The sequence below is a fragment of the Sorangiineae bacterium MSr11367 genome (genome assembly GCA_037157805.1).
GTDB classification, from domain to species: domain Bacteria; phylum Myxococcota_A; class Polyangia; order Polyangiales; family Polyangiaceae; genus Pendulispora; species Pendulispora rubella.
Genome location: CP089983.1, coordinates 2,172,675 through 2,195,021 on the forward strand (window position 1 = coordinate 2,172,675; position 22,347 = coordinate 2,195,021).

Sequence of the window (22,347 nt, forward strand, 5' to 3'; positions counted from 1 at the left end):
AACTGACACTACCCTGTCAACGGGCGGTGCCAGATTCTCGTCTCGAACAGGAGGCGAAGCGTGAAACTCTATTTTTCTCCGTACTCGTACAACGCCCGGAAGGCCCTCATGACCGCGTTGCAGCTCGGACTCTCGCCCGAGGTCCGCCACGTGGATCTCATGAAATTGGAGCAGCGCCAACCCGAGCTGCTCGGGCTGAACCCGAATGGCAAGGTGCCGGTGTTGGTCGAGGACGATTTCGTCTTGAACGAGTCGCACGCCATCATGGCCTATCTGGCCGACAGGACGCCGGGCCAAACACTCTATCCGACGGACCTCCGCGCTCGCGCGGACGTGAATCGGTGGTTGTTCTGGAGTTCGAATCATTGGGGCGTGGCGATATCGATGATCAATTGGGAAAAGGTGGTCAAAAAGCTCATTGCGGCAGGCGACCCGGATCCCGCGCAGATTGCCCGTGGCGAAATGCTGTTTCGCGACTTCGCCAAGGTGCTCGATGCGCATCTCGCCAACCGAGAATGGATAAGTGGGAATGCCTTGTCCCTTTCGGATATCGCGATTGCCTGTCCGCTGATGGTCGCGGCTCGGGCCGAGGTGCCGGTGGCGGAGTTTCCGAACATCGAAGCATGGTTCGCGCGCGTGCAAGCGCTCGATGCGTGGAAGCGAAGCGCAGGGTGAATTGACCCACTGAGTCACGAGGATAGGGCGCATTCGGCGGTATCTCGATGCGCCCAGCGCGTGCGTATTGAGCGATGGTATCGCCTCATTCGATGAATGGCTGATCCATTCGAGAACGCTGTATTCACGGGGATGATCGAGTTAATCACCCCCCGTAACGGGCATTGTCTTCAATCCCCTCCGTTGCTACCACTGGTGGCAGAAGGATTTCTTGGCTTGGGTCGTCGCGGCATGCGCCCCAGCGAAATTCGGAAATCCGCAGACGGAAAGGGGTACGCGCCATGAGGACGATCACGACCGTTGCTGCTGCCTTGCTGTTCGTTTTTCCGATTGCTGCCGGCTGTTCTTCCGCCCGCGAGGAGGCGAATGTTCCCGGCGAGGAAGAGATAGGAGAAGAGGGGGCCGTGGCTACGGGCGAAAGCGCCCTTGCCACGTGTTATTGCGCAGCGCCCTATACGTGCGGGCATTCGACGTCGCCGTCTTATATGTATCCGGCCGCCTACGCGGCGATCAAACGAGCCGGCGTGACCGATTCTCAGCTGACGCAGACCTATGGCGACGCCGAAGCCTCCGTGGGAACGCACTGCCCCGAGCCGGGGACGAGCTATTCGGCCGCCACGGACGTGACGTCGACCTCGGCGCCATGCACCCGTGTGCACCGGCTCCGCATGGAGGGCTTCGCCGCGTGGTCGCGCGTTCCGCCGACGTTTTCAGCGCACATTCACGCGGTTTACGCGGGCACGCCGGTCTTGAAGCAGTCGCTGAAGAATCAGATTAGTTCCTTCTATCAAAAGCGAAATGGGCTCGCGAACAACGCGATCGACACCATCTGTCCCATCACCGATGCGGAAATTACCGCGGTGAGAAATGTACAAAATGGCGGTGGTGGCACGACCGACTGTGTCGCGGGAGGCGCTTATTGTGGCGGGGACAGGGTGGTGGGCGACGCCAATACGCTTTACCGCTGCAATTCGGACGGCAAATCTGCCACGCAGATTCGCGCGTGCTCGCACGGCTGCTACGTCGCGCCCGCGGGGCAGGACGACCGTTGCCGCTGCGTGGCCGGCAGCGCCTACTGCGGCGGCGATGTGGTCGACGGCGACGCCAATACGCTCTACCGGTGTGGCTCCGATGGCGTATCGATCAGCGTCATTCAGGTTTGCGCCAACGGTTGCCAGTGGAACACGGGCGACGACGACGCCTGCAAATAGGTTAGCGCGGGCCGGCGAGGGTGAAATCGCCTTTGCGCGCGCCCGGCTCGAGTGTCCATCCGGGACCGAGCTGCAGTGTCCAGCCGTCGCCTTGCAAAGGGTGGGCGGCTGGATCGGCGGGGGCGGATACCGTGACGGTCGTCCAGTCTTCGGAGAGAAGGGCACCCGTCGACGCGGTCAATACGCCCCATTCGTCGGTCACGCGCAGCTGGCGGTACACGGTGCCCCGCCTCGAGCTTGGGCGGCAGCCGCGCGCCCGTGGCCTGCGCGAGCAACGCGCCAAGGTCGCTCCCGGGGGCTAGCGAGCGTCGCCAGCGGGCGCCGGCTTCATCGAGCAAGAGCCCATAGGCCGGGCCCGATGCGTAGGCGAACGAGCGCACGAACGAGGGCTTCGCGGTACCGTTGTCCAGCAGCTGCGTCGCCACGACACGGCGCTCGGCCGGCGAGTCCGATGCGAGCGTGTTGCCCGTGTACTCCGCGAGCCCCTCGTTCATCTCGAGGGCGCGCTCTTCTTGCGCCGCCAGTGGAAAGATCTCCCGACGACGCGCGCGAAAGACCAGCGCGTCCTCGATGGCTTCTTGCCGCCGCGCGCCCTGCTCGAGCACGGCCTTTTTGAGCGCGCGCCATTCGAGCTGCAGAAGGATGCGCCCCTCGAGTGCATCGAGATGCGCATTGCCGTCGTTGCCCTCCATGGGAAGGTGCAGGGCAGGCTGCTGCCGATGAAATGCCTCGTGGGCCAACAGCCGCTTTCGTGCGGGGGCGTCTTCCGGCAGGGGCCACATCACCTCGGTCCAGCGGACGCCCGCCCAGTCCAGTGCCGAGTTGGCCGGCGACACCTCATCACCGACATGGCCGGTGAAGATATGGTCTCGCGCGGCCAGCTTTCCCTGGGCATCTTTTTGATTGGCGGCCACCTGCCGCGTTTCGGGGTCGAGAATCAAGATGGGACCGTCGAGGCGGACGCCCCAGAGCTGCCCGCCATCGCGCGCGAACAATTGGGCTGCCTCGGCGAAATAGGCCTCGGCCTGCGCTTCGTCGATGTGGGTAAGCGGTGGGGCGGGGGCTGGGCGAGGCTGGGTCGGCGTGGGGGCGGCGGCGGGCGTGCAGCCGAGAACGAGGGCCAATGGGATCCAGCGAATCGACGGAGGCATCGCGCAGCGACGTAGGTCCAAAGCGGGAGGGGCAACAGTGTGTCAGGCCGGTTCTCTTCCCCATGCCGCGCACCCGCACGACGTGAGCCCGACGAATCCGGGGCTCCGTATCAACGCGAGAAACCCATCCCATTCCACCGCCTGGCACTCGAACCGAACGTCCTCGAGTCCTTGCTCGCGCAGCAAGCAGCCGAGTTTTCTCCCGCGCAGGCGATCGTGCCCTCCCGATGCAAGAAGGCTCAAAAAGGCCTCCCTCACTTTGTTGAAGAGCGCTTCGTCGCCGCCGCGCAGTTGGGAGAAGGTTCCATAATCCGAATCCTCGACGAGCACCCACCCACCAGGCCTGAGCGCGGCCACCATTTTGCGCAGCACCGGCTCCGGCTCGCGGAGATGTTCGAGCAGCGAGCGTTCATGAACGAGGTCGAATGCCTTTCCTCGAGCGCGTCCACGGTGATGTCATGCCGCCGCACCTCGAGATGGGCCGCATCGAGAAACCTCGTGTCGATGTCGGTCGCCACGACGTGTCCCGTTGGGCCGACTCGCTTGCCGAGCCATTGTGCGATGGAGCCCCCTCCGCCACCGACCTCGAGGCAGCGCCATCCCGGACGCACGCCGATGGCTTCGAGCCGCCGAATGGTGAAGGGGTCGGCTATCTCCTGCAGCGCTTCGAGCCGTTCCAACTCGCGCGAGGCATTGTTGTCGAGAAGGTAAGGCATCACGGGATCATTCCTCATATTGCCCATGACGTGTAGGGAGCACGAAGCGCACGGCCGCGGTGTGGGGACTTTTTGCCTTTTCGATCCTGGCGTGACGCGCCAACTCCGTACCTCATCAACGAGAACGCGCTTCTCGTCGTACCGCCTTCGCGAATACGCTCACGAAATGTTGCTTGGCTCTCGAAAAAATAGAATGCCACTTATGATCCTGGCCTATGCCTTCTGCGGATCTTTCTCATTTTTCGCCTCGAGCGACGCCGCGGCGGCCGACAAGAGGACCCCGGCCGAGTGTGCGGCCGCGTTGGATTGCACGATGTCGGACATCGATGCGATGTCGATGCCCGAGCGCCTGCAGTTCCTTCAAGCGATGGAGAGCGGACCGGCCGCCGAGTTCGGAGCCTCGGATCGATGGCACAACATCGAAGGCATCGTCATGTTCTTCCGCGACCGCCAATGGGGCGCTTCCGGCACTTGGGTATCCTACGTGGATGCCGGCATCCTGGAAGGCGTTGAACGCGGTCTAGCCATTGCCCTCGGACGCGCGACCGACCCATTCGGCAACCCAGGTTCCCAACGCTGGGCGACCTACGTGACCCGTCTCTCCCGGGGCGAATTGGAGATTCGCGGCCCGCACGACCGGGCATGGGGCGAGGCCGAGCAAGCCTCGACCGACCATGGCGTCGACGTCGCGGAGAACCATGGTCAATATGCTTCCACGGTCGAGCAACGCTTCTTCGCCTTCTCCGAAGTCTACCGCTGGGCCCTCCGCAACCGCCCCATGGTGCTCGATCTCCTGGCCATTTACGGCCCCCTGATCCACCCGGACCTCGCGCGCCTCCGCGTCCCCTTCTACGACTGGTTCACCGACGTCCGCGAATGGAAGCCCACCTACATCGGCGCAACCATCGCCTACGAACTCGCCGAACTCCACCCCATCGCCGGCCTCACCGGCATGCCGGCACTATTCTTCGAATACATCCCGCAGCTCTTCGAAGCGTACCTGGCGACTCGCGTGTCTCAGAGCGCGCAGTAGCGCATCCATGCACTACGGGACGTCGGGACGTCGAGCGAATCTTCGTCGGTGACGGTCGTGCGGACGCGATAGGTCAAATTCGACGCAATATTTGTCCGATTACTTCTTTCCCGGAATCAGGGAAAATGACCTTCAGTTCGTGAGGCTCTCCAGGTCTCCAATCCAGAACGCATTCGGCGAGTACGGTAACATACTGATGTATTTCCGACGGAGGTAGTCCGGGGACATCCCTATGAATGAGAACGAGCTCTCGTTCCCGAAGCCAGTGTAGATCCCGCAGGCAGTCCGAAAGAGCGTTCCAGTTGAAGCCGAAGTAACCCGGAAACCCTACTTGCTCGACCAAGGCATTGAATAGCACTTGGACGTCAACGATTCCTGGTGGCACGTGGGCAACAAGCCGCTCCGAATGCGCGGATTCCGCCTGAGTCCGCAGGTCATTCGATACGTAAATAAAAGGGTCCTCGATGGTCATCCGGCGTAGGGGGGAGCGACGCTTTGTTCCTTAGCGACAATAAGCGTCGCACGTTGCCGTCAAGCAGCCGTCGGTGGCGGCGCCGAGTGTGCGGCAAGTGTCTTTGCCGGCGTAGCACGCGTCGACGCAGGAGCAGTCGGAGGCGGCGCATCGATTGACGCAGCTGTCGACGCCTTCGCAGGCGGGGTCGCTATTTTTGGCGGACTGCTGCGCGCTGCACGTGCCGGCGTACTCCTCGTCCTGGCATTCGCAGCGGGGTACTTTGGCGAATGCGATGCATTCGATGCACTTGGGCGAGGCCGCGCGGGTCCACGTTGCGCGGGTGGCGCAGGCCTTGGAGACGTCGTTGACGCCATTCGTCGTCGAGCCAGTGTCCTCCGAGGAGGAGCTGCAGGCCGCGAGAAAAACCGTGATGCAAGCTAAGAAGGCGCGAAGGTAAGTCGTATTCATGCTCGTGCTCATCGAGTGCGAGAACCGGACACCGGCGGCGCGCCCTGGACGAGCGTGCCGCCGTGCCATGGATCAAACGATGCCGATCACTTGCCGATGCTGGCCGTGATGCTTGCGGACGCGGTAGCGGAATCCTTGACGTTGCCCAGCGCCTGGGCCGCGGCGCTCACCAGGGCCGGGATGCACGCCGGCTTCACGTCGGCGACGGCGTTGATGTTGGCCGAGACTTGCCCCGTGATGTCGACCATGGCCTCCAGACGCGTCTTCAAGGAGAAGATGATCGGGAGGTTCGCCTTCAGCGTGGCCACGAGCTTGCCGATCTTGTCGGAGTCCACGTTGAACTTGATATCGATCGACGGCGGCGTGCACGCGGCCTTGGCCTGCACGCTGGCGCTGCAGTTGGCATCGCACTTGGCGTCCACCTGGCAGCCGCCTTCGAGCTTGCCGCCCTTGCACGAGATGGGCTCGTAGTCGGCCTTGCACTCGCCATCGCACTTGACCGAGACGTCGGCGGTGCCTTTGCAGCTCGCCGAGCACGAGCCGCTGCAGCTGCCGTTGCATTGGACGTTGGGCGCCGTCACGGAGCAGGTGCCGGAGCACTTGCCCTTGCATGTTCCATCTGCTTGCGGACCATTGCCGCCCGCACTTGCCGTGCACGTACCGTCGCATTTGCCCGTGCACTCGACGCCGCCGCTCGCCGTGCATGACCCGGAGCAGCTGCCCGTGCACTGACCCTCGCACGATAGCGTCGCTCCTGCTTTGGCGGTGCACTCGCCCTTGCACGCGACTTCCAACTTCCCGCCGGTACATTTCGGCGGGTTCACCTTGATGTCACACTTCCCGTCGACCGAGCATTTTGCTTGGCAATCCGCCTTGGCGCTGATGGACGCTTCGCAGACGGGCGGGGTGGCTTGCACCGTCAACGTCGCGCCGGACTTGAACGAGGTAATTTGTTCGACGGCAAGTTTGCACCACGCCTTCATCTGCTCGTTCTTGTCCGTCTTCGCGTCGGCCTCATCCTGCTTGGCCGCCGGGGCGTCGAGATCTTGCGCAATGCCTCGGCAAGCCGTTGTCAAATCGTCCACGGCCGCTGCGGCGATACCGGCGACGTCGGCGACCGCTTGGGCAGCCACGCGCCCTTGCGCCGTACCCGAGACGTTGACGTCGACCGTTGCACCCACCTCGAATTCGTTGCAGCAAAGCGGGTTGTTCGCGTCGTCGCTGCAACCGTTGGCGAAGAGGGGAAGGCCGAGGACTGCGACGATGACTCCGGGCATGAAGCGATTCTTCATTGGAAGATCTCCTTGAATGCGTGGGGACCCAACCATTCCTGACCCTCACGAAGAGGGTTCTGCGGCTGCCCAGTTCAGGAGGTCGGAACGCGAATGTGTCGCGACATTACATCAAGGCAGGGCTCTCGAGCGGGAATTTACGCGTCGAGGCGAACATGCGGTTTCGCGGTGACTCCTCCTCAAGCGGCAGCTCGCCGACCGCGTTCGACCCAACTCTGACCCATGCCCGTCGCGTCATGGTCACTGGATGTGCCAGTGGGCACTCACACTCTTCCTTTGAGACCCACTTCAGTTACTCTTGACTTCAAATGAAGTCTTACGCGCCCCTTTTCGTCTTGTCCCTCATTGCCGCCGCATGTTCCAGCAGTGACGACAGTGGTCCGTCGAAGCCGCCGCCGGATGACAATAAGCCGACCGAACGCGAGGTCGCCAAATTCGCGCCGCTTTCGGGGCCGGTGAAGCTCACCGATGCGCAAACCCTCGTGCCCAAGCACGCGGTGGAGGCGCAGCAGAGCAAGCCCACATCGATCGATCCGGCGGTGTTGCAACAGCAGCTTGCCGACGGCTTTGGCGCATTTACGACAGGGCCGGGGGAAGCGATTCAGGTGGAAACTCCGGATGGGGCGGCGGCGCCGGTGCCCGGGGGGAATCCGCGAAAGCTCACCCGGTTTGCCCACTTGGCGGATTTTCAACTTGCGGACGACGAGTCGCCGACGCGTGTGGCCAACGTCGATGGTCTCACACCGGATCTCAGCGCCGCCTGGCGTCCGCAGGAAGGTCACGAGTGCCGCGTGGTCAACGCCGTGGTCCGAACGGTAAACCGGATTCACAAGGATGCGCCGTTCGACTTCGTGGTGCTCGGTGGCGACAATGCGGATAGCGCTCAGCAAAACGAAGTCGATTGGGTACTTGCACTGCTAGGTGGATCGGACAAGCTGGCCTGTGACTCGGGCGACGCCAACGATCCGGTGGCCGGGTCGAACAACGATGGCAAAGATCCGTTTGCGCCCGAGGGGCTCGATATGCCCTGGTACTGGGTGTCGGGCAACCACGATGTATTGATTCAGGGGACCTTGGTGGTCAATGATGCTTCGATCGCGCAGTCGAAGGGCTCCAAGCCGGGGGTGTACGGCACACGCGATTACCGATTGCCGGGCAGTCCGATCGTCACCGACGGTGAGCTGCCCGCCGATCCGAAACGCGCGGCCATGCCCCGGGCGGACTTGATCGAGCGGGTGCTGGCACACCAGGGGAAGTCGGGGCCACTGGCCCATGGGCTCGGGGAATACGCGAAGACCTCGAAAAAAGCGTATTACGAGCAAGATCTCGGGCAGTCGGGAATACGGCTCATCACCATCGATTCGGCGGCGGAGACCGGAGGCGCCGAAGGGTTGCTGCGCAAGGGCGATATCGAGGCGTTCGTGAAGCCGGCGCTCGAGCGGGCGAAGAAGGACAAGAAATGGGTGCTCTTTGCCTCGCACCATGCGGCGGGGAGTCTCACGGACGGGGGCAGTCTCGGCGGGACGCAGCAGCCGGACGCGGTTTTGGCGCCGGAGTGGGAGGCACTGCTGACGGCGAATCCGCACGTCATCGGGCACATTGCGGGGCATTCGCACATTCACAAGGTGCGGCACGTGGCGGCGGCAGCTCCGGCGACCAATGGCTATTGGGAAGTGCGGACGTCGGCGATTGCCGACTATCCGCACCAATTCCGGACCATCGAAATATGGGACGAGGACAATGGCTATTTGTCGATTCGCTCCGTCGCGGTGGATTATTCGACCGAGAACGATCCCGTGGCCGAAATGGGCCGCACGTTGGGGATTCTCGATTATACGACCCACGGCGTCGGGGCCGGGCAGGGGTCCGCGAAGGATCGAAATGTGATCCTTTGGATCAAGAAGCCGACTTTTTGACTCTTCGTAAAGAGCTCCCCCTCCCGGCCTCCCCCGGGGGGGAGGGGCCCTAGGGGGCTTTTGGGGACTTGCGTGGTTTGCGTGGTTTGCTCGGTTCGCCCGAGAGGCCGTGCTGCGCGTGCCAATCGGCGATGGATACCTTGGGGTAGCGTTTGAACGTGGGGCCCTCGCCGGGGGCGGGGACCCACTTCGGCTTGAAGGCGAGCATCATGCGCACGTTCTCGGGGGGCTCGGGGAGCTCGGTGTCGACGGCGGCCGCGTTGGGCCAGATGCCTTCGGGCCAGCGCTTGTCGGCGACCCAGAGGTGCGTGCCGCATTTGCCGCAGAACCAGCGTTCGCCCTCACTGCGGTGCGGCTTTTGGCCTTTTTCGCGCATCACCGCGCGGTACTTCTTCAAATGGCGCTCGCCGCGGATCTTCAGCGTGTCGCGCTTGCCCATGATGTTGCAGGTGAGCGCGCCCGAGGTCTTGCGGCAGATGGAACAGAAGCAATACATGAACGGATACGGCGTATCCGAATCGATGCGGTAGGTGACCTTGCCACACTGGCACGAGCCTTCGAGTTTCATGCCGTGCAGTTTGGCACGGATCATTCGCCGCCGGCGCGCGCGAGGGTCAGGCCGATCTCCTGGCCATAGGAAAGCTCCAGGTTGTGCCCGTCGGGATCGCGGATGAAGGCCCAGTAGCCGACGGGGTAGCCGCTGTCGTGCGGGCCCTCGGTGTGCAGGCCTTCCTCCCTCGCGCGTGCCAGGCGCTGGTCGACGAGCTCGCGGCTCGCGCACCCGATGCCCAGGTGCGTAAGACCGCTCAGCCGGCCTGGATCGGCCGGCTCCTCGATGAGAACGAGCACGAAGGCGCGCCGCGCGTCCGTGAGCCATGCGACCCGTGTGCCCTTCTCCCCGTCGTCCTTGCGCTCGTGCACCGCGTGCATGTCTGCGTATTGCTCGTAGAATGCCACGCTCTTGCGCAGATCGCGCGTGGTGAGCGCCACGTGTGTCCAGCCGATGTCGTGCATGCTATGAATTATGGTACATGGTGTACCGAAAACAAGGTGCCGCGCCCGACGTGCCCGCACGCCCCCGCGGACGTCCGCGCGACGAGCAAATCGACGAGCACATCCTCGATGCCGCTCTCGCCCTGCTCGATGAGACCGAATACAGCCGCGTCACCCTCGACGCCGTGGCCGCCCGCGCCGGCGTGCACCGTCCGGCCATCTACCGCCGCTGGCCCACCAAGCAGCACCTGATCATCGACACCTTCGCGCGCGGCCTCGGCCTCGCCCCCGCACCGGACACCGGCGACACCCGCCGCGATCTCGTCGAAGGCGTCTCCACCTTGAGCCACGCCTTCTCGGGCCCATTCGGTCGCGCCCTGGGCGCACTCGTCGCCGATCTGGCACGCGATCGCGAGCTCCTCGCGCTCTTCCGCCGCCGCGTCTTCGACGTGCGCCGCGCCTCCATGGTGAAAGCGCTGGAGCGCGGCATCCAGCGCGGCGACATCGACCCCCACGTCGACATCGAACTCGTGCTCGACCTACTTGCCGCGCCCCTTTACTACCGCGTGCTCTTCCAGCACGGCCCGGCCACCAAAAAGGTGGCCCAGGCCCTGGTCGATCACGTACTTCGCAGCATCCGCGTCAGCCCTGCTTCGTCGCGAGCCCCCCTCCGGTAGCAAGCTCGGTGAGCAGCGATGCGATGCGCCGCGCCAGCCGGTTCGGATCGTCGATGGTGGCGCCCTCGGTGAGCAGCGCCTGGTCGTAGAGGATGTCGATCCACTCGTCGATCTTCGGCGACTCGGCGTCTTTCTGCACCAGCGAGGCGAGCGACTCGATGATGGGGTGCGTCGCATTGATCTCGAAAATGCGCTTCGCGTGCTGGATCCCCCGTCCGCGCTCCTTGAGCAGGCGCTCCATGAAGGCGGGGGTGCCCCCGTCGGGCAGGACCAGGCACGACGGCGTGTTCGTGAGGCGGTCCGACACCTTCACCTCGCGCACCCGGTCGTGCAGCACCTTGACCATGCGCAAGATGAGTGGCTGCAGTCGCTCCGAGGCCTCTTCCTTGGTCTTCTTCTGCTCTTCGTCCAGCGGCAGCTTCAAATCCGTCCGCATCGCCGACACCAGCGGCTTGCCCTGGAACTCGCGAAGCCCCTCGGCCGCCCACTCGTCGACGGGATCGCTCATCAAGAGCACCTCGTACCCGCGCGAGGTCAACGTCTCCAAGTACGGCGAATTCTGCAGCGACGCCGTGGACTCTCCAAAGAGGTAATAAATGCCCTCCTGGCCCTCCTTCATGCGGCCCACGTAGTCGGCGAGCGACACCAGGCCGTCGCCGTTGGAGCTCCCGTAGCGCAGAAGCGGCGCGATGCGCTCTTTGTATTCGCTGTCCAGCGCCAGTCCCTCTTTGAGAACTTGGCCGAAGTTCTTCCAGACGGTCTCGTAATCGTCTTTCTTTTCTTTGGCCATTTCCTCGAGCAGATCGAGCGTCTTCTTGGTGATCTGCTTTTTGATCGCGTGAAGGATGGTCGAGTCTTGCAGCAGCTCGCGCGAGACGTTGAGGGGCAGGTCGTCCGAATCGATGACGCCGCGCATGAAGCGGAGCCACGGCGGAAGCACCTCCTCCACGTCGTCCATGATGAAGACGCGCTTCACGAAGAGGCGCACGCCGCGGGGTTTGCGGCCGTCGTACATATCGAACGGCGGGCGGCGCGGGATGAACAAGAGGCCCGCGAACTCCTGCGTGCCCTCCACCTTGAAGTGCGTGCGCGCGATGGGCGTCTCGAAGTCGTGCGTCAGATGCTTGTAGAGCTCGTCGTACTGCGCATCTGTGATTTCGGACTTGGGGCGCTGCCACAGTGCGTTGGCGCGGTTGATCTGCTCGGGCTCTTCTGGCTTTTCGTCCTTCTCGGCCTTCTTTTCCAGCTTGATGGGGTAGGCGACGTAATCGGAATAGCGGCCCACCAAGTCACGAATGCGCCACTCGTCGAGGAAGTCTTTGTGCTCGGGGCGCAGGTGAAGGATGATTTCCGTGCCGCGCTCGGCGCGGGTGGTCGGCTCGATGGTGAAGGTGCTCTGCGCATCCGACGACCAGAGGAGGGCGCGCTGGCCGGGCCCGGCGGCGCGGGTGATGACCTCGACACGGTCCGCCACCAGGTACGCGCTGTAGAAGCCGACACCGAACTGGCCGATGAGATTGACGTCTTTCGCGGTGCCCGCTTTGGAAAGCTGCTCGATGAAGGCCCGCGAGCCCGAGTGGGCGACGGTGCCCAGGTTCTCGATGAGCTCCGACTCGGACATGCCGATGCCGGTGTCGCGGATGACGAGCACGCCCTTTTCTTTGTCCGGCGCGATGGTGATCTCGAGCCGGGGGTCGTTGCCCATCAATTCGGGCTCGGTCAAATTGCGGAAACGGAGCTTGTCGAGCGCGTCGGACGCGTTCGAAACGAGCTCACGCAAGAAGATCTCTTTGTGGCTGTACAGCGAGTGGATGACGAGCTTGAGGACCTGAGCCACCTCCGCTTGGAACGGGAGACTCTTCTTGCCCTCACTCGCGGTGGAGGCGGTGGATTGGGGGGTCGGGTTCGTATCGGTCATGGCGGCACCTGTCAGGTCTGTCGCAATTTGCGCAGCGTCTTTCTACGCGACGCTCTGGCAATAATCACCGGGAAACCGCCTGAAAAGGGGCTACCGCTGCATTTGCCAACGACGCAGAAGCGCGCGGTAGGCGGTCGAGTCGGGGGCGTGCTTCGTGAGGTAGTCCCGGAACACCCGCACCTTGGCGGGTACCACCCGGGCCGCCGGGTGAACGAGGTACAGGCCCACCTGCCGCATGGCCCAATCCGGGAGCACGCGCACCAGCCCGAGGTCGGCCCGCGCGAACATCGACGGCAGGATGACGATGCCGCCGTCCTTCAGCGCCAGCTCGCGCAGGAAGATGGGGTCGTTGCTCGCGATGGCCGTTTTCACATCGGTGTGGCGCACGCCCTCCGGTCCGCGCAGCGTGAGGCGTGCGATGGGCGGGCCGAGGATGCCCATGATCTGCCGCTCGAGATCCGCAGGTACGCGCGGCGTGCCGCGGCGGCGTAGGTAACGCGCGCTCGCCCATAGCGCGAGATCCGTCGTGGAAATGCGGCGCGCCACGAGGCCCGAATCGGCCAGCTCCGCGGCGGGGCGCACGGCGAGGTCGACGCCCTCGCCCACGAGGTCCATGAAGCGCGCTTCGACGAGCACCTCGATGCTCACCGCCGGATGGCGTGCGCAGAAGTTGGCGATCAGCGGCGGCAGCCAGGTGGTGGCCAAATCATTCGGCGCCGTGATGCGCAAATGACCGCGGGGCGTGTCACGATCGCCCTGCGCCTCGCGATTGGCCTCGTCGATGTGCGCCAGGGCCGGCGCAATTCGTTCCAGGTACGCCGCGCCCACTTCGGTGAGATGCAGCTTGCGCGTGGTGCGCGTGAGCAGCTGCGCGCCGAGTCCATCTTCGAGGCGACTGAGACGCCGGCTCAGGGTGGACTTGGGCACGCGAAGGCGCTGCGCAGCCGCGGTGAGGCTGCCCAATTCGGCGATGCGCACGAAGGCCTCGAGCTCTTCGATCTGCGGAAAGAATTGTTGCGCCCCATGCAACATAGAGATGCAGTGCTACCGCCTTGTTCCTGCAGGTGCAATCACCCAGATTGGCCCAGGGTCAAATGGAACGAAGCCATCGCATGCCAGTCGCATTCGTGGGTCACGGTGCGCCGTCGCTCGCACTCGACGCCGAGAAGGGCGCGGAGCTTTCCGCGTGGGCCATGCAGTTGCCGCGTCGCCCTCGTGCGGTGCTCGTGGTGTCGGCCCACTGGGAGGACGCCCCGGTGACCTTGTCGTCGACGCGGAACGGAACGCCGCTCGTGTACGATTTTTACGGGTTCCCCGAGGCACTGTACCAAGTGCGGCACGATGCGCCGGCGGCGCCCGAGCTCGCCAGCGAGGTGACGAAGCGCCTCGCGGCCTGGGAGCCACGAACGAGCGATCGCGGGCTCGACCATGGCGCGTGGACCGTGCTGACGCATCTGGATCGGGGGGCGGAGCTGCCGACGTTGCAGCTCTCGATGCCCCACTCGGCGAGTTTGCCGCAGCTCTTGGCCCTAGGCCGCGCTCTTTCGCCGTTGCGTGACGAGGACGTGTGGATTCTGGGGAGCGGGAATATTACGCACAACCTCCGGCGTCTTGATCGCCATGGTGCGGGTGCGCCTGTGGCATGGGCTGCGGAATTCGACGCATGGACGGCGCAAGCCCTCTCGTCCGGTGACCTGGACGCTCTGGTCGATCCCAAACGAGCACCCGGTTGGGCTCTGGCGCACCCGACACCGGATCATTACCGGCCGCTCCTGGTCGCTGCGGGTGCGGCCGGGGACGATGTTACAAAGGTTCGTTTCCCAATCGTAGGATTCGAGTTCGGTAGTCTGAGCCGCCGTTCGGTGGAATTCGGGTAGTCCCCGTTCGTGAAGGAGAGGAAGAAAGATGATGCTTCGATATGCCGCTGTAGCTTTCGTCGCGGTCGCGTTTGCGGCCGGGTGCGACAACGATCCGGGCAAGGACAAGGCGAAGGCGCAGGTATCCGCGCCGGCGGCGGCGCAACCGGTGGTCACCGGCGCGACGAAGCTCGCGTTCTCCAGCGCCGATGGGTCGAAGTTCTCGTTCGTCGGGGCCAAGGTGACGCGCAAGCACGATGGCGGCTTCGGCAAATTCTCGGGGACCGTCGACTTGGTCGACAGCAACCCCGAGAAGAGCAAGGTGACCGCCGAGGTCGACGTGGGATCCCTCTCCACCGACGAAGAGAAGCTCACCGGCCACCTGAAGACGCCGGACTTCTTCGACGTGGCGAAGTTTCCCACGGCGAAGTTCACGTCGACCTCCATCCGCGCCGGCGGCGAGAAGGGCGCATCGCACACCATCACGGGCAACCTGGAGCTCCACGGCGTGACCAAGTCGATCACGTTCCCCGCGACCATCAAGGTCAACGGCGATCAGCTCGACACCGATGCCGAGTTCGCGATCAACCGCAAAGACTTCGGCATCGTCTACCCCGGCAAGCCGGACGACTTGATCAAGGACGAAGTCCTTATCAAGCTCGCGATCCGCGCCAAGAAGGCGTCGTAGTTCGTTTGAGCTCCCCCTCCCAGCCTCCCCCGGAGGGGGAGGGGCCGTAACGCCGAGGGCCGCAGCCTCGAGTGCCGTTACGGCTCCCTCCCCCGGAGGGGGAGGGGCCGTAACGCCGAGGGCCGCAGCCTCGAGTGCCGTTACGGCTCCCTCCCCCGGAGGGGGAGGGTTGGGGTGGGGGAGGTTACTCCACGCCGAGATCCGTCAGTTGGGCGGTGAGCCAGTGGCTTGCGGTCCAACTGCGGACGCGCGCGCGGAAGCGTTGGAGGCGGCCTTCGCGTTCGGTGCGCGGCATCTCCAAGGCGCGGACCATGGCTTGCGTCGTCTCCTCCACGTCGAGCGGGGATACCGTGAGGGCGCTGCCCGCGGCTTCTTCGGCGACGCCCGCGGTCTCGGACACCACGAGCACGCCGGGGTGCTCCGTGTCGGCCACGATGGCCCATTCTTTTGCGACGAGGTTCATCCCGTCCTCCTTCGAGTTGACGAGAAGAACGTCGCACCGTTCGAGCGCGGCCAGCGCCTGCTCGCGGTCGTTCGTGTAGTACACCTCGATGGGTGGCCGCCCGCAGCTCGGGCCGTACGCCTCGTTGATGCGGTCGATTTCGCGGTAAATCGCGGTCTTGTAGTCGCGGTACACCGTGTGGTCCGTGCGGGATGGCACCAGGAAGGCGCGAAAGATCACCCGCCCGTGCAGATCGGGCCGCGTCTCCAAGAGTTGCGCGAATGCCTTGAAGCCCACCAGCTGGTTCTTGCTCGGATCGAGCCGGTCTACGCGCACGATGGAGAACTCGGACCGCGTGTCCGCGAAGCGCGCACGCGCCTCCGCCACGCGCGGACTCTCGCGCAAGGCGAGGAGCGCCTCCGGATCCACGCTCGCGGGGTAGACGCCCACGTAGACCTGGCGCCCATCGACGGCGCGCACCGTCTTCGTCTCGAAGTCCACCTCGCGCTCCGCCTGATACTTGCAGCATGCAAGGAACGCCTCGCGGTCTTCCTCCGTCTGGAAGCCGACCCGATCGGCGCCGAGCATCCCGTGCAAGATCGCCTCCCGCCACGGCTTCGGCAGAAGACGCAGCACCGTCGGCTCCGGAAACGGGATGTGCGTGAAGTGCAGGCTCCGCACATGCGGAAAATACCGCCGCAGGAGAGCGGGCAGCGGATACAGATGGTAGTCCTGCACGAGGAACGCCCGCGGCGCGACGCACGTCTCCTTCACCGCGGCCGCCAGGCGACGGTTCGCCTCGAAGTATCCGCTGGACCAGGCGCGGTAGCGCGCATGGTCGACGAGCTCGTAACCGCCCGGTCCCAGCATGTGATGCTGCAACATCCAGAGCACCTCGTTCGAGATGCGCCCGTAGTACGCTTGGTACACCTCGGGCGGCAACGGCAGCGGTACCACGTCGAACTCCGCGCATTGATCGGCCGCCGTGGTGAACAAGCCGTCGCGTTCTCCTTGGGCATCCGGCGGCTCGGACACGCAACAGAACCACGTGGTGTCCGGCCGCTGCGCCAGCGGCGCGAGCATGCTCACCAAGCCTCCCGCCGCGCGTTCGACGACCCAGCTCCCGCCGCGCCACACGAAGTCGTTCGGGCCGCGGTTCGACAGAACGACGATCTTGTCCTGCTTCGGTTCTCTGGTTTGCCTCGTTTGCGTGGTTTTCACGCCGTTCAAGCTGGCGAGGCTCGCGTTAAGATGCCGTAAAAACGAGGGCTTGCGCTCTCGGCGGGGCCCATCTATCGAAGTGCCATGCGCGAGACGAAGGTCGTGGCTCAACTTGCTGCCGCAGAGGCAAACCATGCCGATGATCCAGAACGCGTGGAACTTCTGCGGCGCGCCCGGCGTTTCAAGTCGAGTTGGGTCGAGCTTGCGGAGTCGCTGACCCGCGCCCGGCGCACGGGCCAGTGGAAGGCGTGGGGGTATGACAGTTTCGAGAACTACGCGCGCCGCGAGCTGCATCTGAAGCCGGAGACCGTGGACAAGTTGACCGGCTCCTTTGCGTTTTTGGCGAAATCCCGGCCGGAGGTGCTGGCGCGCGATGGTGTATCCACGCCGATCCCGAACTATCAGGCGGTCGACTTCTTGCGCCGCGCCGAGGAGGAAAACGTGCCGTCGGACACGCTCGAGTCCTTGCGCCGGCGGGTGCTCGACGAAGGCGCCCCGCTGCCTGCGCTCAACCGCGAGTTCCGCGATCAGGTTTTTCCCGTCGACGAGGACACGCTCCACCAACGCGAGGTGGCTGGCTTGCGCAATGTCGCCACGCGCCTTCGACAACTTCTGGCCGAGACGCGCACCGTCCCCCGCAAGCTAGCATCCGAAGTGTCAACGACGCTCGACCACCTGCTTGAAGTGCTCGAGGATCGCGAGGAAGAGGCAGCTTGAGCGACGGACTGTCCAAGAATTCGTCGCGGGACAATGATAAGGTCCCGAAGGTGCCGCCCCCTTCCAGGCCGACGAAGCTTGGCGATTACGATGTCATCGCGAAAATTGCTTCGGGCGGTATGGCCAATGTTTACTTGGGGCGATTCGCAGGAGCGGCCCAGGACGCCCGAGCAAAGGAGCCCCAAGCCAAGTCCGGGGCGAAGAACTCGGACGGCGCCGACGGCGCCGATCATGTGGTGGCCATCAAGGTGCCGCTGCACGAGTTGGCGCAAGACGAGCAGGGCATCAAGATGTTCATGGACGAGGCAAAGATCTTGTCTCGTCTGTCGCATCCCAACCTGATTCGCACCGTTGGGTACGGCACCTCGGGCGAGTACCACTTCATCGCGATGGAGCTCCTCGTGGGCCGCACGCTCATGGATGTGTGGGACACCTGCGCGGGCCTCAAGGTTGCGATGCGCCTCGACGTGAGCGCATGGATCGCGGCGCGGGTGGCCGACGGACTCGAGTACGCGCACGGGCTGCAAGATCCCGAGGGCGCGGAGCTCGGGATCATCCACCGCGATGTGAACCCCAGTAATATTTTTCTGACGTACGACGGCGAGATCAAGCTGTTCGACTTCGGCCTGGCCAAGTCGGTAGGGCGCGCGTCGAAGAGCCAGGCGGGCATCGTGAAGGGCAAGCTGCCCTATCTTTCGCCCGAGCAAATCTTGCAGGTGCCCATCGATCGGCGCAGCGACATCTTCACCCTGGGCACGACGCTCTGGGAGATGACCACGATGCGCCGGCTGTTCCGTCGCGACAACGACATCGCCACGGTGAAGGCCGTGCGCAACGCGCCCATTCCCGACCCGCGCACCCTCGTCAAAGGCTACCCCGACGCCCTCGCGGACATCGTGATGCGCGCCGTGGAGCGCGAGCGCGATCAGCGCTACGCCACCGCGGTGGAGTTCGGTCGCGATCTGGACGCCTTCGTGCGCCGCACCGCCAAGGGCACCAATATGTCGAACCTCACGCCGGCGATGCTCGACCGGCTTTTCCCCGGCGATCGCGCCCGCCAACTGGGCTGGCTGCGGCGCCGCATGACCCCACCGCCTCCCCCGGTCGCCGAGAAGCGCTCGAAGCGCAAACAGACTTAGTCGAACCGCCAAGACGCCAAGAGCGCCAAGGGTTTTTGGTGGTGAAACAAGGCGTTCCGCGACGCTCCCGCACAATCAATCTTGGCGTCCTTGGCGTCTTGGCGGTTCAAACCTCAGGGCTTTTCGGGCAGATCGCTCTCCAGGGTGTAGGCGGCATCGCGCTCTTCACGCCCGGGATCGTTCAGCTTTTTCTCGTGCCACGACTTGCCCGGCGGCGACGCGTCGAGCCAGTGGTAGCTCTCCTCGCGCACGTCGAGGTGCATGTATTGAGTGTCGGGATGCGTGTAAATACCCACTCCCACCTTCGGTAACGTGCGTACGTACGAAGCGAGCTTCTTGGAATCGACCCCGCGCAGCTTGAAATCGATGGCCTCTCCGGTGGCGTGCTTGCCGGCCGAGCGCTTCTTCGAGGGGCGGTACGCGGAAACCACCACCACCGAATGCGATTTGAAGTGATACGCCACCTTCATCACGAGCTGGACCAAGCGCGAATCCATGGGCGCAGGCCCCGCGTCTTTGGCCGCGACGATGCGACGAAAGGCCTGCAATTCGTCGGGATCGACGCTTCCATCGGAGGCGTAGAGACGAATCGGCACCTCTTCTTCGGTGTTTGCATAATACACGCGAATGGCATCGAGCCGCTCCGTCCACTCGGCCACGCGCTTGGGCGCGGGCGGCGGATTCGAAGCTGCCACATCCACGGGCGGAGAGGCGGGTGCTGCGGAGGCTTGACTCTGGAATTTTTCCGCGGGAGCGTGCCCGCAGGTGGTCAGGAGAAGCGCAATGGGCGCGATGACGAGCCGCGGGAATCGCGCACGATGCAACATGACATCCACGCATAGCATAAAATGATTGGCATCTACACTCGAGTTGCGCGCACAGGTAGGAGGGTCTCTCCTCTTATTGCATTGACGGCATTTGCCACTCAGTGGGCACTGCTCGATCTCGCGTTGCGCGGTATCGAGCCATATCGCCGTGAGCCGCGCCTGCTATTCACCGTTGCGGCAAGTGTTCTTCTCAGTTTCATTCTCGGGAATATTTTCTGGCGACGTCTTTCCCGTGCACTGATTTCGCTGCTCGTGGCATCGCTGGTGGTGATCGACGTATTCGTCTATCGGCACTACGGCGTACCGCTGGACGAGCAGGTCCTCGAGACCGCCATGTTCGCTTGGTCCGATGTGAAGCCGGTGGTGGTGGCCATGCTACCCGGTACGGCGCTCATCGTGAGCGTGGTCGGCGCGTTCGAGTATGCATTGCTCACCCTCGGTGCGCGCGCGTCGTGCTTCCAGCAACGCCGAACGCGTGCGCTCGTGACGGTGTCGGGGGCGATGCTGCTGCTCGCCGGGGGCAAGCTGCGCGATGGCACGCTCGACGTGCGCCTCGCGCATGCTGCGTCGCTTGCGTGGGGGCCTTCGCGCGATGCGGCGGCGGCGGGCACGCAGGTGCGGGTTCCCGCGCTTTCTTCGCGCCGAAAACGCCTGCCCAACGTGCTTTTCGTGCTCACCGAGAGCGTGCGCGCCGAGGATTATGCCGGGCCGAGGGTCGAAGCCCTCGTGCCGTCGCGCGTGACCCTTCGAGGCATGCGCTCCGTGGCGAGTTACACGGCCGTCTCCGTGTCGGCGCTCACCACGGGGTTGTCGCAACTCGGGCACCGTGCGGACATTCTGGCGGCGCCAACCTGGTTCGATTGGATGAAATCCGTGCGCGATGGGAAGGGCGAGCGGCCGCGCGTCATCTATTGGTCCGCGCAATCGGAGCATCTGTTCGAGCGCACGGAGCTGCGCACGGTGATGGACTCCTTCGTAACGATGGAGACCCTGCTGGGGCACGACGTCGAGGACGAGGATGAAATGATCGACCGCGGGGTGGACCGCCTGCTCGCCGCGCACACGGTGGCCAATCTGCCCGCGCTGCATGCGCCCTATTTCATCACACTGCACTTCGGCGGCACGCATGCACCCTATTTCGTCGACAAAGACGACGCGCCCTTCGCGCCATGGGAGCGCACGGTGACGTGGTCCAAAATGCCGCTTTTGCACAATGCGTATCGGAATGCCATCTTCGAGCAGGACAAGAGCGTGGCCGCATGCCTTGCGGGCTTTCTCGAGGCCCAGGGCGATTCCCCGTGGATCATCGTGCTTACCAGCGACCACGGGGAGTCCTTCGGTGAACGCGGGGCCATTCACCACGGCCAAAATTTGTACGACGAGCAGACCAAGGTGCCGGGGTGGATTGCCTTTGGCAACGGCGCGCTCGATGTCGACGAAGAACGCGCCCTGCGCGGCCACGCAAACGACGTGGTGACGCACCTCGATCTCCTGCCCACGCTCCTCGACATGTACGGCGTGCTGGAGGCCACGCCGGTGGCGCCGTACCGCGTGAAATTCGGCGGCCGCAGCCTGCTCCGCCGGGACGACGGGCCGCGCGCACCGATTCCCATCACCAATTGCACGGAGATGTTTCCCTGTCCCGTCAACACGTGGGGCATGTTGAGCGACCAACGGCTCCTGGTCGCGCAACCGTGGGACAATGCATTTCACTGCATGCACGTGCGCGATGGTTCCGCGGTGGAGAACGCGGGCGACGAGGCTTGCACTGCCTTGGTCTGGGCGTCGAAGGCGTACTTCCCGGAGCTACCGAATCACGCGCCGAATCGATGAATCATCGGCGCCGGCGACCCCGACGGGGTTTGGGCGCCAGGGCGCGGGTGGTGCTCTTGGCGAGATCCCATACCGGCACCGTGGTGTCGTCATCCCATTCCGTATCGGCGACGGGGACACCATTGTGCTTGGCATTCTCGGCGCCCATCCCTTCGGACGAGCCATCGCTGGTGTTGGTGTCCTCGTCGTCGTCCAAGGGCAACGAGTCCGCGTCGGCGCAGCAGCGGAATCCCGTGGAGTAGTCGTGGTAATAGGTTGCGTGCGCGGCGGTGACGTATTCGCAGCCCTCGCCATTGATTTCGGTATCGAGGTAATAGCCGCCGCGGAAAATGCCGTCGTCGGTCCATTCGTGGAGATTGCCGACCATATCGTGCACACCGTAGCTATTGGTGCAGGCGGTGGCCGTTCCGGTGGGGGCCACGGTACCCTCGAGTTGGTTGAGGCGCGGATCGTTCATATGCTCCGCCGTGTGGCCTCCGTGGAAGATTTTCATCACGGGGGAGACCCGTTTCGTGTCGACGCATGCGCCCGGCACGCGGTTGGGGCCATACGGATAACGCGTATTGTCAGGCCCGCGGCAGGCCGCCTTCCATTCGTGCGATCGGCAGAGTCTTTTGCCCGAAGCGTGGCACGCACGCCGCGCCTCCAACATCGATGTATAGGCTTGTGGCACGACGCCCGGTCGGGATACGGCGCGCACCTGATGCTTCTTTGGAATCTCGTAAGGGCTAAATGGAATTTCGCTTCCGTCGTCGAGTACCTCGACCAACGATGCTTCGTATTTGTCCACGCAGGTTTCACCCACCAGGGCCATATCCGAAGGACAATGCCGCACAGGCGGTATTTCCCGCGCGGCTTCGTCAATTTGAGCGCGCGCGGGTGTCGATAAAAACAGCACACCGAATGCGCACATTCCTAACAGCCGGCACATGACTCTCATCGTCGTACATGTGCGATGCTGCGTGCCGCCTGAGCAATTTCGCGTGTCGTATCGTGATCGACGCCGCATGAGAATACCAATGGCCAGGATGAGCCGATATCCCCAATAAGCTCAGGAGAAATTCACAGGAAGACGGGAAGACGGGAAGGTTTTGAGGTTTTCAATCTGCCCCGAGAGGCA

General features: G+C 64.0%; 22 protein-coding genes. 11 read left to right on the plus strand and 11 right to left on the minus strand.

All coding sequences use genetic code 11. The annotated features are described in order from the left end of the window. Positions 1 to 60: 60 nt before the first annotated feature. Together LVJ94_08560 and LVJ94_08565 are read left to right on the plus strand one after the other, a co-directional pair. Positions 61 to 675, plus strand: coding sequence for a glutathione S-transferase family protein (locus tag LVJ94_08560; GenBank protein WXB07287.1), 615 nt, complete (start codon positions 61 to 63; stop codon positions 673 to 675). A gap of 281 nt (positions 676 to 956) precedes the next feature. Further along, a complete protein-coding gene (locus LVJ94_08565) occupies positions 957 to 1,886 on the plus strand; it encodes a hypothetical protein (GenBank protein WXB07288.1) in 930 nt (309 codons plus the stop codon). Here the strand turns inward: LVJ94_08565 and LVJ94_08570 are convergent. Both LVJ94_08570 and LVJ94_08575 read right to left on the minus strand, forming a co-directional pair. Next, entirely contained in the window at positions 1,829 to 3,037 is a 1,209-nt protein-coding gene (locus LVJ94_08570) for a hypothetical protein (protein WXB07289.1), read from the minus strand. The two genes, LVJ94_08565 and LVJ94_08570, sit on opposite strands and share 58 nt — an antisense overlap. Positions 3,038 to 3,079: 42 nt before the next feature. After that, positions 3,080 to 3,409 (minus strand): hypothetical protein, encoded by a 330-nt coding sequence (locus LVJ94_08575; GenBank protein WXB07290.1) that lies wholly within the window; start codon positions 3,407 to 3,409, stop codon positions 3,080 to 3,082. Positions 3,410 to 3,495: 86 nt separating this feature from the next. Between LVJ94_08575 and LVJ94_08580 the strand changes: the two genes are divergently transcribed. Then, a complete protein-coding gene (locus LVJ94_08580) occupies positions 3,496 to 3,789 on the plus strand; it encodes a hypothetical protein (GenBank protein ID WXB07291.1) in 294 nt (97 codons plus the stop codon). A 277-nt stretch (positions 3,790 to 4,066) separates the two neighbouring features. After that, a complete protein-coding gene (locus tag LVJ94_08585) occupies positions 4,067 to 4,786 on the plus strand; it encodes a hypothetical protein (protein ID WXB07292.1) in 720 nt (239 codons plus the stop codon). Between the two features lie 502 nt (positions 4,787 to 5,288). Here the strand turns inward: LVJ94_08585 and LVJ94_08590 are convergent. Next, a complete protein-coding gene (locus tag LVJ94_08590; protein ID WXB07293.1) occupies positions 5,289 to 5,708 on the minus strand; it encodes a hypothetical protein in 420 nt (139 codons plus the stop codon). Between the two features lie 86 nt (positions 5,709 to 5,794). Next, on the minus strand, positions 5,795 to 7,000 hold the full coding sequence (locus LVJ94_08595; GenBank protein WXB07294.1) for a hypothetical protein: 1,206 nt from the start codon (positions 6,998 to 7,000) through the stop codon (positions 5,795 to 5,797). A 308-nt stretch (positions 7,001 to 7,308) separates the two neighbouring features. Here LVJ94_08595 and LVJ94_08600 point away from each other — a divergent pair, with 308 nt between their 5' ends. Continuing rightward, positions 7,309 to 8,916 carry a metallophosphoesterase gene (locus tag LVJ94_08600; GenBank protein WXB07295.1) on the plus strand — a complete coding sequence of 536 codons (1,608 nt, stop codon included), beginning with the start codon at positions 7,309 to 7,311 and terminating at the stop codon, positions 8,914 to 8,916. 49 nt (positions 8,917 to 8,965) lie between these two features. On the opposite strand, the gene LVJ94_08605 is transcribed toward LVJ94_08600, so the two are convergent. Beyond that, on the minus strand, positions 8,966 to 9,484 hold the full coding sequence (locus LVJ94_08605; protein ID WXB07296.1) for a GFA family protein: 519 nt from the start codon (positions 9,482 to 9,484) through the stop codon (positions 8,966 to 8,968). Positions 9,485 to 9,504: 20 nt separating this feature from the next. Beyond that, positions 9,505 to 9,930 carry a VOC family protein gene (locus tag LVJ94_08610; protein WXB07297.1) on the minus strand — a complete coding sequence of 142 codons (426 nt, stop codon included), beginning with the start codon at positions 9,928 to 9,930 and terminating at the stop codon, positions 9,505 to 9,507. Positions 9,931 to 9,947: 17 nt separating this feature from the next. On the opposite strand from LVJ94_08610, the gene LVJ94_08615 reads away from it, so the two are divergent. Further along, positions 9,948 to 10,586, plus strand: a complete 639-nt coding sequence (locus LVJ94_08615; protein ID WXB07298.1) for a TetR/AcrR family transcriptional regulator — start codon at positions 9,948 to 9,950, stop codon at positions 10,584 to 10,586. Here LVJ94_08615 and htpG read toward each other — a convergent pair. Together htpG and LVJ94_08625 are read right to left on the minus strand one after the other, a co-directional pair. Then, on the minus strand, positions 10,552 to 12,504 hold the full coding sequence (gene htpG / locus LVJ94_08620; GenBank protein ID WXB07299.1) for a molecular chaperone HtpG: 1,953 nt from the start codon (positions 12,502 to 12,504) through the stop codon (positions 10,552 to 10,554). The two genes, LVJ94_08615 and htpG, sit on opposite strands and share 35 nt — an antisense overlap. A gap of 90 nt (positions 12,505 to 12,594) precedes the next feature. After that, on the minus strand, positions 12,595 to 13,536 hold the full coding sequence (locus tag LVJ94_08625; protein WXB07300.1) for a LysR family transcriptional regulator: 942 nt from the start codon (positions 13,534 to 13,536) through the stop codon (positions 12,595 to 12,597). Between the two features lie 80 nt (positions 13,537 to 13,616). Here LVJ94_08625 and LVJ94_08630 point away from each other — a divergent pair, with 80 nt between their 5' ends. Both LVJ94_08630 and LVJ94_08635 read left to right on the plus strand, forming a co-directional pair. Continuing rightward, positions 13,617 to 14,381 (plus strand): dioxygenase, encoded by a 765-nt coding sequence (locus tag LVJ94_08630; GenBank protein WXB07301.1) that lies wholly within the window; start codon positions 13,617 to 13,619, stop codon positions 14,379 to 14,381. A 28-nt stretch (positions 14,382 to 14,409) separates the two neighbouring features. Further along, positions 14,410 to 15,048 (plus strand): YceI family protein, encoded by a 639-nt coding sequence (locus LVJ94_08635; protein WXB07302.1) that lies wholly within the window; start codon positions 14,410 to 14,412, stop codon positions 15,046 to 15,048. A gap of 184 nt (positions 15,049 to 15,232) precedes the next feature. Here the strand turns inward: LVJ94_08635 and LVJ94_08640 are convergent, their stop codons facing one another. Continuing rightward, positions 15,233 to 16,711 carry a trehalose-6-phosphate synthase gene (locus tag LVJ94_08640; GenBank protein WXB07303.1) on the minus strand — a complete coding sequence of 493 codons (1,479 nt, stop codon included), beginning with the start codon at positions 16,709 to 16,711 and terminating at the stop codon, positions 15,233 to 15,235. 84 nt (positions 16,712 to 16,795) lie between these two features. Here LVJ94_08640 and LVJ94_08645 point away from each other — a divergent pair, with 84 nt between their 5' ends. Together LVJ94_08645 and LVJ94_08650 are read left to right on the plus strand one after the other, a co-directional pair. After that, entirely contained in the window at positions 16,796 to 17,428 is a 633-nt protein-coding gene (locus LVJ94_08645) for a hypothetical protein (protein ID WXB07304.1), read from the plus strand. A 50-nt stretch (positions 17,429 to 17,478) separates the two neighbouring features. Continuing rightward, positions 17,479 to 18,567, plus strand: coding sequence for a serine/threonine protein kinase (locus LVJ94_08650; GenBank protein WXB07305.1), 1,089 nt, complete (start codon positions 17,479 to 17,481; stop codon positions 18,565 to 18,567). A 113-nt stretch (positions 18,568 to 18,680) separates the two neighbouring features. On the opposite strand, the gene LVJ94_08655 is transcribed toward LVJ94_08650, so the two are convergent. Then, on the minus strand, positions 18,681 to 19,394 hold the full coding sequence (locus LVJ94_08655; protein ID WXB07306.1) for a DUF882 domain-containing protein: 714 nt from the start codon (positions 19,392 to 19,394) through the stop codon (positions 18,681 to 18,683). Between the two features lie 81 nt (positions 19,395 to 19,475). Here LVJ94_08655 and LVJ94_08660 point away from each other — a divergent pair, with 81 nt between their 5' ends. Beyond that, on the plus strand, positions 19,476 to 21,227 hold the full coding sequence (locus LVJ94_08660; protein WXB07307.1) for an LTA synthase family protein: 1,752 nt from the start codon (positions 19,476 to 19,478) through the stop codon (positions 21,225 to 21,227). A 1-nt stretch (position 21,228) separates the two neighbouring features. Here the strand turns inward: LVJ94_08660 and LVJ94_08665 are convergent, their stop codons facing one another. Next, complete coding sequence (locus LVJ94_08665; GenBank protein WXB07308.1) at positions 21,229 to 22,032, minus strand: formylglycine-generating enzyme family protein; 804 nt, start codon at positions 22,030 to 22,032, stop codon at positions 21,229 to 21,231. Positions 22,033 to 22,347: the final 315 nt, after the last annotated feature.